General features: G+C 43.0%; 13 protein-coding genes. 8 read left to right on the top strand and 5 right to left on the bottom strand.

Annotated features, from left to right (window positions below; translation table 11 throughout):
- Positions 1 to 115: 115 nt before the first annotated feature.
- The 3 genes from ABI430_04120 (at position 116) to ABI430_04110 (ending at position 2,321) form a co-directional block, all read left to right on the top strand.
- Positions 116 to 781 carry a queuosine precursor transporter gene (locus tag ABI430_04120; protein MEO8638057.1) on the top strand — a complete coding sequence of 222 codons (666 nt, stop codon included), beginning with the start codon at positions 116 to 118 and terminating at the stop codon, positions 779 to 781.
- A gap of 22 nt (positions 782 to 803) precedes the next feature.
- Positions 804 to 1,655, top strand: a complete 852-nt coding sequence (locus ABI430_04115) for a TatD family hydrolase (protein ID MEO8638056.1) — start codon at positions 804 to 806, stop codon at positions 1,653 to 1,655.
- A 93-nt stretch (positions 1,656 to 1,748) separates the two neighbouring features.
- Positions 1,749 to 2,321 (top strand): hypothetical protein, encoded by a 573-nt coding sequence (locus ABI430_04110; protein ID MEO8638055.1) that lies wholly within the window; start codon positions 1,749 to 1,751, stop codon positions 2,319 to 2,321.
- Positions 2,322 to 2,415: 94 nt separating this feature from the next.
- Here ABI430_04110 and ABI430_04105 read toward each other — a convergent pair whose 3' ends face one another.
- Complete coding sequence (locus tag ABI430_04105; protein ID MEO8638054.1) at positions 2,416 to 3,141, bottom strand: coenzyme F420-0:L-glutamate ligase; 726 nt, start codon at positions 3,139 to 3,141, stop codon at positions 2,416 to 2,418.
- Positions 3,142 to 3,271: 130 nt separating this feature from the next.
- Between ABI430_04105 and ABI430_04100 the strand changes: the two genes are divergently transcribed.
- From ABI430_04100 to rpsR, 3 genes are all read left to right on the top strand, one after another.
- Positions 3,272 to 3,763 carry a 30S ribosomal protein S6 gene (locus ABI430_04100; GenBank protein ID MEO8638053.1) on the top strand — a complete coding sequence of 164 codons (492 nt, stop codon included), beginning with the start codon at positions 3,272 to 3,274 and terminating at the stop codon, positions 3,761 to 3,763.
- Between the two features lie 109 nt (positions 3,764 to 3,872).
- Entirely contained in the window at positions 3,873 to 4,331 is a 459-nt protein-coding gene (gene ssb / locus ABI430_04095) for a single-stranded DNA-binding protein (protein ID MEO8638052.1), read from the top strand.
- A gap of 170 nt (positions 4,332 to 4,501) precedes the next feature.
- The gene (gene rpsR, locus ABI430_04090) at positions 4,502 to 4,708 is read left to right on the top strand and encodes a 30S ribosomal protein S18 (protein ID MEO8638051.1); all 207 of its coding nucleotides are present in this window, start codon (positions 4,502 to 4,504) and stop codon (positions 4,706 to 4,708) included.
- Positions 4,709 to 5,072: 364 nt separating this feature from the next.
- Here the strand turns inward: rpsR and ABI430_04085 are convergent, their stop codons facing one another.
- The 4 genes from ABI430_04085 to ABI430_04070 all read right to left on the bottom strand — a co-directional run bounded on the left by ABI430_04085 (position 5,073) and on the right by ABI430_04070 (position 11,117).
- The gene (locus ABI430_04085) at positions 5,073 to 5,633 is read right to left on the bottom strand and encodes an elongation factor P (GenBank protein ID MEO8638050.1); all 561 of its coding nucleotides are present in this window, start codon (positions 5,631 to 5,633) and stop codon (positions 5,073 to 5,075) included.
- Positions 5,634 to 5,820: 187 nt separating this feature from the next.
- The gene (recA, locus tag ABI430_04080) at positions 5,821 to 6,885 is read right to left on the bottom strand and encodes a recombinase RecA (GenBank protein MEO8638049.1); all 1,065 of its coding nucleotides are present in this window, start codon (positions 6,883 to 6,885) and stop codon (positions 5,821 to 5,823) included.
- A gap of 119 nt (positions 6,886 to 7,004) precedes the next feature.
- Positions 7,005 to 7,367, bottom strand: coding sequence for a hypothetical protein (locus tag ABI430_04075; protein MEO8638048.1), 363 nt, complete (start codon positions 7,365 to 7,367; stop codon positions 7,005 to 7,007).
- Between the two features lie 180 nt (positions 7,368 to 7,547).
- Positions 7,548 to 11,117: a DNA translocase FtsK gene (locus ABI430_04070; protein ID MEO8638047.1), complete on the bottom strand. Its 3,570-nt coding sequence runs from the start codon at positions 11,115 to 11,117 to the stop codon at positions 7,548 to 7,550.
- Positions 11,118 to 11,547: 430 nt separating this feature from the next.
- On the opposite strand from ABI430_04070, the gene ABI430_04065 reads away from it, so the two are divergent.
- Both ABI430_04065 and ABI430_04060 read left to right on the top strand, forming a co-directional pair.
- A complete protein-coding gene (locus ABI430_04065; GenBank protein MEO8638046.1) occupies positions 11,548 to 12,345 on the top strand; it encodes a hypothetical protein in 798 nt (265 codons plus the stop codon).
- A gap of 1,025 nt (positions 12,346 to 13,370) precedes the next feature.
- Positions 13,371 to 13,802, top strand: a 432-nt coding sequence (locus ABI430_04060; protein ID MEO8638045.1) for a peptidoglycan-binding domain-containing protein, incomplete at its 3' end; no start/stop codon positions are given.

The raw sequence follows: 13,802 nt of genomic DNA, 5'->3' as shown, positions 1-13,802 counted from the left end.
TTCCCGCGAAAACAGTTCGCAAGATGATGAGCTATCTATTTAGCATCATACAAGTTTTGCACTTCTCGTCAATCTTCTTCTTTCTTTTTTCCACGGCTCATGCTTAAATACGGCTATGATTGCAGAACAATTAACTCATTCTGATTTGCGCAAATTATTTCTCGTTTTTTCGCTCTACATCACTTCTTTGATCGCTGCCAATACTTTGGGGTTAAAGCTCATGCCATTTCTTTTCGGCGGGCATCTTTCGGTCGCCGTGTTTTCTTTTCCCGTTGTCTTCCTCGCAACTGACGTGGTAGGCGAGGTCTATGGAAAAAAAATTGCCCGTCTTTTCGTTTTTGGCGGTTTTCTTGCAACCGCGCTCTTTATTCTCTATTCACTTATTTCCATCTTGCTTCCGTGGTCTTCGGATAACTGGGCGACGAAAGAGGGCTATGACCTTATTTTCGGCGTAACGATGAGAATGTCATTTGCTTCGCTTCTCGCCTTTATCATTGCTGAATATCAGGATGTTGTCTCATTTTTCTTTTTCAAAAGAAAGTTTAACGGAAAATATTTTTGGCTCCGCTCAAATCTCTCGAACCTTTGGTCGCAATTTCTAGACACGGTCATTTTCACATTAGTCGCATTCCTGGGCGTCTATTCCACCCATACCCTCATCTCTGTTATCATTACTTGGTGGATTTACAAAGTTCTCATGGGAGTTCTCTATACACCGCTTTCCTATCTTGGCATTTATCTTTTAAAGCCGAAAACGGAATCTGGAGAAAAACTCGCTTAAAAATGTATCGTATTCTTCATTCATGAATCTTGAATCTAAATTCAACTACATTGACATCCATACTCACGTGAACTTTTCTGCGTTTGATGCTGATCGGGACCTCGTGGTGAAGCGAGCGCTTGAAGCGGGAGTCGCAATGGTGAATGTTGGAACACAAATCGACACTTCCCACTCTGCTGTCGATCTTTCGGAAAAATATGAAAGCGGGGTTTATGCGATAGTCGGCGTTCACCCGATTCACTCCGACAAATCATTTCATGATGAAAAGGAATTCGGACAGGGAAACAAAGAATTTACCTCGCGAGGAGAGGTTTTTGATACGGAATCATATCGAATACTCGCCAAGCACCCGAAAGTCCTTGCCATAGGGGAGTGCGGGCTTGATTATTACCGACTTTCGGAAGAAACGGAGAAAAAACAGATTGAAAATTTTGTGAGCCAGATTGACCTTGCAAATGAAGTGGGGAAGCCACTCATGCTTCATGTGCGAAACGGCTCCGGTCGCTCCGCATACAAAGAAGCCGTGTCACTGCTTAAGTCCCATTCAAAAGTTCGGGGCAATTTTCATTTCTTTGCGGGAGATGTCGAGGAGGCAAAAGAGATACTTGATGGGGGGCACTCATTCTCTTTTACCGGAGTCATCACATTTGCAAAAGAGTATGCCGAGGTAATCCAATATCTCCCTATGGAGCGAATTATGTCGGAAACCGACGCGCCCTATGTCACTCCCGTGCCCTATCGTGGAAAGCGCAATGAACCTCGGTATGTTAAAGAAGTTGTAAAAAAAATAGCCGAAATCAAAAAAATGGATTTAGAGGCTGTGAGACTGCAGATTTTAGAGAATGCCCGAAAATACTTCAACGTCGCTTTTTAAAGCATTCTTTTTTAATATAAGTGCAGCAACTTTTATTTGCTCCAGCAAATAAAAGTTGCTACACTGCATACATATAGTATAAAGCATCACACTATGTATAAAAAGCGGAAAAAAAGAACTATACGAATCGGTGGCATTCAAAGAAAAATCATGCTCCTACTTTTGGGCGGTTTGGGTCTGGCTTGCACTCGAAATCCTAATAAGCAGTGGAAGATTATTCAAGAAATAACTGCAAAGTGGAGAGGTATTAATCGTGAAGAGTTAGACAGGGCTATAAACAGACTTTACAAAGCAAGATTGATCGAGGGTTCTTGGACCGGGTCGGGAGCAATGATGATTCTAACGGTAGAGGGAAAGAAGAAAGCTCTTTGTTTTTCGATTGATGATATGAAGATTCACTCTCAAAAGGTTTGGGATAAGACCTGGCGAATCGTGACTTCTGATATTCCCGATAAATATAAAAATGAAAGGGAAACATTCCGACTTCATCTGCAAAAAATAGGGTTTCACAGGCTTCAAGAGTCAGTGTGGGTGCACCCCTATCCTTGCGAAGATGAGCTCGATTACATTATTGAATTTTACGATTTTAGAAAATTTGTACGATATATCGAAGCTCTGTATATAGATAATGAACTTGATGTGAAAAAATATTTTGGATTATTATGAACAGCATTTCCTTCTAATCGATTAATCTAATCGATTAATGGTCATGACCGACTTTTATTTGCTGGAGCAAATAAAAGTCGGTTCCCAATCGAAATCAATCTCTTCTTTTTTTCCATTTCAGAGTGTGGATTTTTTCAAACAAAGGCTGGTACACGTCTTCTTTAATGGATATTTGCAGTTCGCGGGGATTTACTTTGTCGGTAAATGTTATTGGCGCATCTTCGATTACGGCGAGAGGAATAGATTCATTGCCTTCACCCATGGTGAGTACCGCCGAGGTTGCCAGGCTGTCGGCGATATCCACGCGCTGAAATTTAAAAGGTCGCCCGAAGAGATCTTTTTTCCCGACGTATTCTTTGATTCCCTTGAAGCCTGCATAGCTAAGTGCAACACCCACTGTGCCGTTCCGCATCGGAAACAGTCTGCTGTCAGTGATGAGCACTCCCAAGCGTTTCAAGCGGAATTTATTTTTCAGTTCCTCTCGGATTAAGGACGCGCTTTTGAAACTGTTTTTTGGAAGAAGAATGAGTTTGCTGTCAGCATTCGATTCGTCAATTCCTGCGTCAGACATGATGAGGTTGTCGCGGATAGTGAGCCAGACGTATTTCGTCCGAAATGCGAGCTCGCTTTCTTGTTTGATAAGCCTTATTTTGTTTTCCTCGCTGATTTTTTTCTCAACTCTTCCTTCTGCAAGCGACACGATTTTAGACGTAACTGCCAAAACGCTTCCTTCGGAAAGGTGAGGAATGTGCTCCAAGATGAAATCAGTGAGATTCTCTTTTTCCTTGAATATTCTCGTCTTTACCGGCAGTATTTTCATGTGTAGAAGTCTATATTTTTCTTGGTAATCCTTCAACTGGCAAATTTGATTCTCAATATGGTTTATGTTAGTGTGTATCCCTGCTTAACGCAATAGTTAAGTGGCAAGGATTATCAATTAAATTCGTTCTATGGAAGAAGAAAATACAGAAGGAAGAACCCAAGTCTATGAACTGGGTTACCATATCACTCCCTCCCTCCAAGAGAGTGATCTTCCTCAAGAAGTCTCGGGTTTGAAGTCTCTTATAGAAGAGCATAAAGGCATTGTTATAAGCGAAGAGCTTCCAAAGAAGCGCCCTTTGGCCTATGCGATTTCCAAGGTCGAGGGAGGCGTGAAGCATCTCTGGAGCGAGAGCTATTTCGGCTGGGTCAAGTTTGAAGTAAGTCCGGAAGAAATTGTAGCGGTCGAAGAAGGAGTGAAAAAGAATTTACACATTTTGCGCTACCTTCTCATAAAGACGGTGAAAGAGAATACCCTCTATGGTTTGAAAATAGCGCAAAGCGCCAAAATGCAGGGAGGAATAGAGAGAAGGGAAAAGTCGCCTGCCGTAAGGCCAAAAGACGCTCCGAAGATGTCTCCGGAGGAAATGGACAAGACGATTGAGGAGTTAATAAAAGAATAGGTGTCAGGTGTAAGTATCGAGTTGTGCAAATAATTCATTTTGCTACTATTAGTTATCGTCTCGCACCTAAGACCTAACACCTAAAACCTAACACCTTAAACCCACCAAAATGTATATCAACAAAGCTCTCGTCTACGGCAATCTCACGCGCGACCCGGAATTGCGCTCGCTTCCTTCAGGGGTGCAGGTCGCGTCATTTTCTCTTGCGACAAACAGGGTATACAAGGACAAAGAGGGAAATAAAAAAGAGCAGGCGGAATTCCACAATATCGTGCTTTTTGCGAAGTTGGGAGAGCTGGCCGCGCAGTACCTGAAAAAAGGTTCGCCGGTGTACATCGAAGGAAGAATGCAGACAAGGAGCTGGGAAGCAGACGGAGTAAAGAAGTACCGCACAGAAATCGTGGGCGACACGATGCAGTTTGGACCTCGTCCCGCAGGAGGGGGAGCGCCACGGACGGATTCGGGAAGCGCACCTGCAAGCCCCGCCACTTCAGACAAAAAAGCAAAACCAGCGGATGCCATCGAGTATCCGCAGGAAGAAATTAATCCAGACGACATCCCATTTTAATTAACAAAACACGAATCTACGAATAAAAACGAATGCCACAAATAGTATGCAAATAGCGGACTACAAATCCGCACACACCTATGGGATTCATTCGTGTGCCCAATTTGCAGGGGTTCTTAACTATTCGTGGTATTCGCATGAAATTCGTGGATTAGTGTTTCAATACAATTATGAACAATAAGGATTGCTACTTCACACAAAACAATATTAAGCATATCGACTATAAAGACACGGAAATCTTGAAGAAATTCTTGAATCCGCATGCTCGAATGATTTCCCGCAAGAAGACAGGCGTTACCGCGAAAAATCAGCGCAAGCTCGCCCTCGCAGTCAAACGTGCTCGCTTCATGGCTCTTTTGCCGTATGTAGCGAGATAGATTTAAGGTAGATTAACTACAAAATCCGTCAATAGACGGATTTTGTGTTAAAAGTAATTGGATGATACTATTTAGAAATGAAGAAAATTCCTCAAAATTCGAATAGTCATACTCAAGAAATCAAATATTATTTGAAATCATATCACGATGAATGTTGTTGGAAGCTCGATGTATTGACTGAGCTTTTCCAAAAAATTGAGGTGAAATTCGTGATCAAAAAAAGAAAACATCCCCCAATTTCTGAGACAGAAATTTACCCCCTTTATTAAGGGGGAATGAGTCAGATCAAAAGCCGTTCGCCTTTGGCGAACGGCTTTTGATGTTTACTTTATAACCTTATAACTTTCAACTTTATAACTATTTCTTATACCCTCTCCACATACTCGCCACTTTCCGTATTGACCCTAATCACATCTCCCTGATTCACAAACATAGGCACTTGGATATCCGCGCCGGTTTCAAGTTTGACCGCTTTTGTTCCGCCTTGCACCGTGTTGCCTTTGACGGCATCCGCCGCTTCGATAACTTTGAGCTCAACTTTGATCGGAAGTTTGACTCCAATAATTTTTTCCTCGAAGATAAGCGCATCAACGACAGAATTTGGTTTCAAAAATTTGACTTGAGAGCCGAGCATTGCCTCCTCAAGCTTAAAGCGCTTTGACGGGTCTTCTTTTTCGCAGAACCAAAATTCTCCCCGATTGCTATAGAGGTATTTTATTACTTTCGTTGAAAGGTCGGCTTCTTCTATCTTTTCCGAGACATGGTAGGAGTGTTCAACAATTCTCCCAGTCAAAAGATTTCGGAGCTTCGTGGCATTCACCGGCTTCCTTTGTTGTTTGCGGAAGACGTGAGAAGTCAGAACCTCGTAGGGCTCTTTTTCAAAAATAATATATTTTCTCTCTTTTACTTCGTTGTATTCGAGCATGGCAATGTAATGTCAATTATATTAACTTCGGAATGATACAGGCGCTCTCAAATAAAAGCAACTCCAACTTTTGTAACGCAAAACGTGTAACGTGTAACGTAAGAAAAAGAAAGATCTTTCTCAGACGTTACAGGTTACCCTAGTCCGACCGAACGGGTTAGGACAAGCTACACGTTACACAATTCTGTTACTCCTCATCCGAACTCTCATTCGGCGCCGACGCAAGCGTCGCGTCGTCTTTCAATTTCGTTCGGATCTCGGTCAATATTTTTTCGGCAATTTTCTTGTTTTCTTTGAGGAACTGTCTTGTCGCGTCATATCCTCGGCCAAGTTTTTCTTCGCCAAAGCTGTAGCTTGTGCCCGACTTCTGGATAATTCCCATTTTCTCCCCGAGGGCTATCATCTCTCCCTCGCGCGAAATTCCTTCGTTGTACATGAGGTCAAATTCCGTCTGCTTGAAAGGCGCCGCCACTTTATTCTTGACCACCTTTACCCGAACGCGCCCACCCATCACTTCCTCCCCCTTTTTAATCTGTGCAATCCTTCGGATATCAAGCCGAACCGAAGTGTAGAACTTCAACGCTTTTCCTCCGGGCGTGGTTTCAGGGTTGCCAAACATCACTCCAATCTGCATTCTGATTTGGTTTATGAAAATAACCACTGTCTTTGACTTGGCAACAATGCTTGTCAGTTTTCTCAAGGCCTGCGACATGAGTCGCGCCTGCTTTCCCACGTGGTGCGCTCCCATATCTCCCTCAATCTCGTCCTTGGGTGTGAGCGCGGCCACCGAGTCAATGACAATAACATCCATTTTGCCCGAGCGAACGAGGCTCTCGACAATTTCAAGCGCCTGCTCCCCCGTGTCCGGCTGGGAAATGAGGAGCTCATTTATTTTCACTCCGAGCCTTTTTGAATACTCCGGGTCCATGGCATGTTCGGCATCGATAAACGCGCAAATGCCCCCCTTCTTCTGGGCTTCCGCGATGACATGAAGCGACAATGTGGTCTTTCCGGAAGATTCCGGTCCGAATATCTCAATGATACGTCCTCGAGGCATCCCTCCGACTCCGAGCGCGGCGTCGAGCCCGATTGAGCCTGTTGAGATGGCATTTACATCAACTTTCGGCTTATCGCCGAGCATCATGATTGATTCATCCCCGAATTTTGTTCGAATCGCGTCCAGAGTGTCCTCGATGTTCACTTTCCCAACCCCCTTGTCCTCTTTCGGTTCCTTTTTTTTGTTGAAAGCCATTGTTTTAGTTGTAAGTTAATAAGTTTGTAAGTTGGTAAGTTTCTGAACGAAATTCTCCCTGATTTATAAGTTTTTCTTCTCTTAAACTTACCAACTTAAGCGAAGCGTAACTTAAAAACTTACGAACTTGGTTTATACACTAATTCAAGCTGTTTGCTCGTCTCCCTCTTAAGCTTATCTTCCGCCCTCAAAGTGATTATAGTATAGCCCGGGGAAAGGAGCAATTTTTCGCTGAAATTGCCTTTATCATCGAGAAATATCTTTCTGCCATTTAAAAAAACAGCGGAGGACCTCTCAATCTTTCCTTTCATGACAAACGCGGATTCGGTAAGAGTCGAGTAGTTTTGTGGCTCGTCAATTGTGATAACGACGCCCTCTATCAAATCTTTTGTCCGAAAGTATCCATACCCCAAGACGACAAAAAAAAGCAAAAGAGAGACGGAGAGTTTCAAATAAAATTTAAAATCTCTTTTTCGGGCCATAAAGCAGAAGTTATAAAGTAAAAAGTTATAAAGTTATAAAGAAATGCAGGAAGGCTGAATCTCTTACTTTATAACTTTATAACCTTATAACTTTTCACTTTGTTATTTTGTCATTCAGTCATTCTGTCATTCAGTCATTCTGTCATTCTGTCATTCAGCCATTCAGTTATAAGTTATAGGTCATAGGTTATTCTGTTCCGTCGGTTCTGTCTCTTCCTTCGGGGGAGCCCCCAGCACCTCACGTGGCTTTGCTCCGTCGCCGGGACCTATCACACCTCTTTGCTCCAAACTATCCATGAGTCGCGCCGCGCGGGCGTAGCCAAGCCCGAGCTTTCTTTGTAGATAGGAAGTCGAGGCTTTTCCTGCTTCAATCACGGCGAGCCGAGCGTCCTCATACATCTCATCATCGTCGGCAAGGGAAGTGTCTTCTAGGCTGGCTTCAAAAAGGGAATTCTTGGCAGTTTCAGTCAGGTTGATATCTGTCGGCACCTCTCCCGCATAATTTTGCACCAAAAATTTAACAACTTTCTTCACTTCCGTTTCGCCAATGAAGGCCGACTGCATTCTCTGTGGCTTCGACATTTCTCCGCCTAAATAAAGCAGATCTCCAGCACCAAGAAGTTTTTCCGCTCCTCCTGTATCCAAAATAGTTCGTGAATCAATTTGCGAGGAGACCTGAAGGGCAATCCTGTTTGGAATATTGGCTTTTATAAGTCCCGTGATGATATTTACCGAAGGCCTCTGGGTGGAGAGCATGAGATGAATTCCCACGGCGCGGGACATTTGGGCCAATCGCACAATCGCGCTTTCAAGTTCCCGCGGGTAAGTTTGCATGATGTCCGCGAGCTCGTCAAGCACGATGACGATGTAGGGCATCATTTCCGGCAGTTTGACTTCATCATTGCCCGAAGCGTCTTTTTTCGTTTCCAATTTTTTCAACTCCGGCTCAAGAATATTTTTGTGATACGACTCTATATCTCTCACTGTTTCCGACTCAAGAATGTCATAACGCCTATCCATTTCTTTTCCCGCCCATTTGAGGGCAAGTATCGCTTTTTTTGCGTCGGTAATCACGGGGGTCAGAAGATGGGGAATTTTATTATACAGCGTCAGCTCGACTCGCTTCGGGTCAATCATGATGAATTTGATATTTTCGGGCGAGTTACGATAGAGGAGCGAAGTGATGATAGAGTGTATCATGACGCTATTGTGATTCACGAAGCCGTTGCCAACAAACGAATTTGACCCCGGAACTTCAAAATCGTATCCTTCTCCACTCGTTTTTTCTATTGAAGCCACGCGAGCCCAGTAAAAATTGTCTCTGCTAATTTCAGCAATTTTTTTGTAGGGAGCGGAGTCAGCAAGAGGTTCGTAAAATGTGAGAATCCTCTCCAGCGCGCCATAAGATGGATTTCTTACGCCACTATTGTAACTTGCCAAACTTCTGAAAGCGTACTTCGGGACAAGCGCGTTATTTTGATATTGCCATCCCATGTTGGTTAGTTGAGCGAATGTTTTTCGATACACGAGAGATAATTTTTTGAGTATAGGGGAAAGAGTCGGGATGATATTTTTATTCGTATTTCTTTGAATTGTAAGAAACGATTCCGCTTTTTTCCTCTCTTCATCCGTCAAGAATCCGATTTCTTTTGCATAGAGAACAAAGTCAGCTCCATAGACGGCTAATCTCCAATAAGTATTATGCTCGTAACCCTTTACTTTTTTAGAATGAAGGGAGCTAACGATGCCAAAGTTCAGCAGTATTATTTGTAGCTGCTGTAGCAGTTTTTCGCTTGCTAATGTTATCTCGAGTCCTGCCACAGGCGAAATATGCCCATCATTTCTGATAAGCCCTTTAATAAAAGCTTTAATAACCTCGGGTGAGGATTCTCTGATAGATCTTGGTATTTGCTTCTTTCTTGCTCCGACAGGTTGTAAGTCAAGATGTGTCAAAAAATCTTTCAGTTGTCTGCTGTTCACGACAATATCTTTTGCCTTGTTGCTTTTACCCGATTTGGTCGTATAGGGAGAATTCAAACCAAAAAGATTTTTAAGAAGTGCCGAATATATCGCAAGGACTTCTGTATTGGCTTGAGTATAGACAACCCGATAGTGGATAGTTAAACCGCCGTCTGCCGTTAGAAGTCCCATGAAAAGACCGAGTTCCTCCGACATAATAGTCGGAATTTTTATTTCCCTGGATTTATTCGTCTTATTGGGTTCGGGTATGAAATTGATTGATGTTTTTTTACCGAACAGTTTAGAACCTCTGGAAATAGCCACATACTCTCCTTTTTGAATACTTCCGCTATTTTGCCATTTCATTTCGCCATCATGAATAACCCAAAGAGGGTGCTCATCCGTCACTTCAATGGTCAGCCCTTCTTCAGTGGTGATTTTATTGAAGTCGCAAATTCCATTATTGTAGTTCTTACTTGTCGCTTCTATGCCGTCTCTTGTGGCCACTCGGATAGAATAATTTATCTCTGAATTCAAGGGGAGCGGGCACAGCTCATCAAAGGTGAGGATTCCTTTTTCGCTCAAAACGTATGTGTCTTTGGCGCATGTTTTCCCGCTACCCGTGGCGCCGGCGATAAGAAGGTGAGGCATTTTTCCAAGATTGGCAAAATGCGATTTGCCCGATATTCCTTTGCCGAGAGAAATCAAAAGCGATTTGTCCGATTCTTGGAATTCCGGCGAGCTCAAGAGAGTGCCTAGTCCGACCGTCGTCTTTGTTGAATTTGGAATTTCGATTCCCACGAGAGATTTTCCCGGAATCGGAGCTTCGATGCGGATGGGGTGCGCGGCAAGAGCCAGGGCTAGGTTGTCCTGAAGAGCGACGATTCTCGAAAGTTTTACTCCTTCAGCTGGTTTCAGTGCATAGCGGGTAATTGAGGGCCCTATAGATATTTCGTCCATTTCCACGTCGATGCCGAAATTTTGCAAAGTTCTTTTTATGAGATTGGCGTTCGCCTTGATGTCTCCCACCCCGGGCTTCCCCGAGTCTCTTTCGAGAAGCGAGAGAGGGAGGGGGACATACTTCATCGTCCCTCCTTGGGTTCTTTTTTGATTGAGCTCAAAGCCGTTTTTTTCATCTTCCGAAAGTTCCTGCGCTCCTCTTGACTTTGAAGTCCGTTTTTCATCGTTCTTGTTTTGAGCATCGGCAGAATTTGCTCCGCCACTCGCCTCATCTACCTTTTGCTGTTCGGACTCGAGGAGACCATTGTTTGCGTCCCCATCTTTCTTCTTTCCCCCGATAATCAAATGTTTCCAGAAGTCGGCATCGAGCGGAGCGTCAAATATCAAAAGGAGAAAGATGACGAGAACGCCCGCGAGGAAAATAATGCTGGCATAGAAATCCACCAAGTACATAAGAGATGAAGAAATCCCGCGTCCCACGATGCCAGCTTCTCCAGGAATGATAAGGTCAAGTATGCCGAGGCTTGCCGCGAGGGCGAAAAAAGAAAAAATTACCTTTGAGAGGTTAAAATTCTGTTTGAGCGATTTGAGAAACGTGAGAGTGAGGATGAAGAAAAAAAGTGGAAGAAGAAAATACCCGAGACCGAAGAGTTGCTTGAAAAGGACGAAGATTTTTTCTCCTACCGGTCCCGACTTGTGGAAAGAAGAGAGGACAAAGAATACCCCGAGGATAAAGAAGACAATTGCGAACACCCCCTGCTTTGTCTCATCCTTTGTGTACCTCAATATATTGAGGCGACTTTGCCACGGAGATGAATCTTTTTTGGACATAACCATAAGTATATCGTAATTGCCCGAAAACAGAAACTGTTTTCGGGCAATTACATTTCCAATTTCTTTCTATCGTCTTTTTCTCCTTAAAGGTTTGACCTTGAATCGGTAAAAAGGTCGAACCTTGATTCTTCTATCGGGATTATAGCGAAGGCGGGGATCCAGATTAATCCTGGACTCCCTCTTTTAAAGGTTTGACCTTGATTCGGTAAAAAGGTCGAACCTTGATTCTTTTATCAGGATTATAATTATTTTGAATTTTTTTCGGATTTCGTGCTTCGCATTTCGAATTTATTTATTGCAAATTTGATTTGCAAATAAATTTTGTCCTTTATATAATGGACATGAAAAAACTTAATTTATATCAAGGACATTCGCTAAAGGACAGAAAATTCTCAAGGACATACTAAAGACATGTCAATCTAAGACAATGAGCGAAAAAGAGCTCGGACAACCAAGAGATATCCAGGAAAAGGCTTACGAATCAAGCATTCAAAGCTTTTTTAAGGGCGACAACTATTTCCTGTTCATCTACAGAAAAGTTGAGAAAATTCTCACCGCTGTTTACCTTGTTACGAATTTACTTCCCGATTCCGAGCCCCTAAAATGGCGTCTAAGACAGAGGCTAGGGGAAGTCCTATCGGACATTCTTGCCTTCCATGCCGGAAAAAGTGAAGTAGAGCTCGACCGCGCATTGGCTCATACAATAGAGTCAATATCTCTCCTAGAGATTGCAAATAAGGGCTCTCTTATCGGAAGTATGAACGCAATGCTTATTAGAGCCGAGTTGCACAGAGTTTTAGAGACAATCCAATCTGGGAACTCAAGGAAGAAAATAGTCCTCCCTGCGAGCTTTTTCGAGGTCGGATTAAATGAAAATGACGTAAAAAGCACTGAAAGGGAGAATGATTCCATCACTGGATTGTATAAAGGACAGTCTAAAGGACATCATGTGTCCTTTAGACTCGAAAAGGACACCGTAGGCACAGGTATAAAGGACAATAAAAATTCAGGTGATAAAGACCAGAAAACAAAAGATAGGAAGGAGCTCATAATGGTCATAGTGCGTAAAAACAAGGAGGTGAGCATAAAGGACATAAGTGCCTCTATCCAAGATTGCAGTGAAAAGACAATTCAGCGCGATTTGCTTTCCATGGTTGATTCCGGTGTCCTTAAGAAAGTAGGCGAGCGCCGCTGGAGCCGGTATTTACTTGCTCACAACATGTAACAAGTAATATGTAACATGTAACACACAACATGTAACACTAGGAGGGGATTCACTCTTTTTCTTGTCTGATGTTACATGTTGCGTGTTACATGTTGTGTACCCTCTTACATGTTACATGTTGCGCACCCTGTTACATGTTGTGTCTCCTGTTACATGTTATATGTTACATGCTGCGTGTTTTCGTGTTCTATTATTGACTTCACCACAATACCCTGTAAGATTGCCCGTAGCTCGGCGTCTTCACTGTGAGGGATATCCGAGTGAATTTTGGCATTGCGCTCCTGATGCACAGTGCATTTGAGAACGTTACCAAAATTTACTGTATGGGTTATGGTCATACGACTGTTGCTCCCTAGCCATCTGATGGCTACGGGTTATCCACACATTTTTTGCGAGATTCTGGCGAACAGGTATATAATACTTGTTGTCATTCTCGCATAGGCGGGAATCCAGATTTGATGTTTCAGAATTGCCGAAGAACATTGACAATTAAAAAGCGAAAAAATTACAGCAATCTTTTTTCCATACCGGTGAGTTAATGAAAAATATGATAGTTCAATTATGCAAACTAATTCGTCTTTCTTGTGTCGAAAGACCGAGCATCATTTTTGATTTTGACCCCAAGACCCGACCTCTCTTCTCTTCAAGGTCTGACCTTTATCGGGTCTTCTCTCGAAACCAAAAACGATGCTCGGTCGAAAATGAGCAAAGATGAAATAGACGGTCATACGACCATAGCTCCGAAGTCATGCAACATGACTTCGGGTTATAAGTTTAGTAGTAGTAAATCAATAATTAAGGAACTGGTCGAAAACAATCCTCAATTATTGATGTCGGAATTAGAAAGGAGTTACGCGTCTTGCCTGTCATTCCCGTGGAAACGGGAATCTAGGTTAATCTGGTCCCCGCATCCGCGAGGATGACAGAAAAAGATCAAACGCGTAAGTCCTAAGAAGTTAGCACATAAATTTTTCCCTTAAAAAAATTAATAATAAATAGGGAAAAACTAAATTAAAAATAATATTATGTTACAAAATTTTACGATGAAAAAAGTCATTGCCGCTTCCGCAGGAATCGCAATGGCATTGTCCTTTGCGGGAAGCTCTGCTTCTCTCGTAGGAGCCCAGTTTGCGCCAGGAGCCGCTTCAGCTCTCTCTCAATTCAACGCTGACTTGACGATTGGAAGCTCCAACTCCGATGTTTCAGCTTTGCAATCGATTCTTGTCACTCAAGGATATCTCGTTATGCCTATGGGCGTAAACAAAGGATACTTTGGAGCGTTGACAAAAGCTGCTGTTGCAAAATGGCAGGCCGCAGTTGGAATTGTCCCAGCGGTAGGATTTTTTGGTCCGATTTCTCGGCTCAAAATGAATGACACGTTGAACACAATTCCAAATCCAAACCCATTGCCACCTACAGCCGGATGCCCAGCAGGAGCAGTGTTCAATTATATGACA

The organism is Candidatus Taylorbacteria bacterium, from assembly GCA_039934295.1.
Taxonomy (GTDB): Bacteria; Patescibacteriota; Minisyncoccia; order Phycocordibacterales; family HO2-43-120; genus HO2-43-120.
The sequence above is the reverse complement of the archived record's forward strand: the minus strand, read 5'-3'. Positions and strand labels throughout refer to the sequence as shown.

Excerpts from the sequence above, each read along its gene's own strand:
- ABI430_04120 (MEO8638057.1), top strand. The coding sequence starts at position 116 with ATGATTGCAGAACAATTAACTCATTCTGATTTGCGCAAATTATTTCTC.
- ABI430_04115 (MEO8638056.1), top strand. The coding sequence starts at position 804 with ATGAATCTTGAATCTAAATTCAACTACATTGACATCCATACTCACGTG.
- ABI430_04110 (MEO8638055.1), top strand. The coding sequence starts at position 1,749 with ATGTATAAAAAGCGGAAAAAAAGAACTATACGAATCGGTGGCATTCAA.
- ABI430_04105 (MEO8638054.1), bottom strand. The coding sequence starts at position 3,141 with ATGAAAATACTGCCGGTAAAGACGAGAATATTCAAGGAAAAAGAGAAT.
- ABI430_04100 (MEO8638053.1), top strand. The coding sequence starts at position 3,272 with ATGGAAGAAGAAAATACAGAAGGAAGAACCCAAGTCTATGAACTGGGT.
- ssb (MEO8638052.1), top strand. The coding sequence starts at position 3,873 with ATGTATATCAACAAAGCTCTCGTCTACGGCAATCTCACGCGCGACCCG.
- rpsR (MEO8638051.1), top strand. The coding sequence starts at position 4,502 with ATGAACAATAAGGATTGCTACTTCACACAAAACAATATTAAGCATATC.
- ABI430_04085 (MEO8638050.1), bottom strand. The coding sequence starts at position 5,633 with ATGCTCGAATACAACGAAGTAAAAGAGAGAAAATATATTATTTTTGAA.
- recA (MEO8638049.1), bottom strand. The coding sequence starts at position 6,885 with ATGGCTTTCAACAAAAAAAAGGAACCGAAAGAGGACAAGGGGGTTGGG.
- ABI430_04075 (MEO8638048.1), bottom strand. The coding sequence starts at position 7,367 with ATGGCCCGAAAAAGAGATTTTAAATTTTATTTGAAACTCTCCGTCTCT.
- ABI430_04070 (MEO8638047.1), bottom strand. The coding sequence starts at position 11,117 with ATGTCCAAAAAAGATTCATCTCCGTGGCAAAGTCGCCTCAATATATTG.
- ABI430_04065 (MEO8638046.1), top strand. The coding sequence starts at position 11,548 with ATGAGCGAAAAAGAGCTCGGACAACCAAGAGATATCCAGGAAAAGGCT.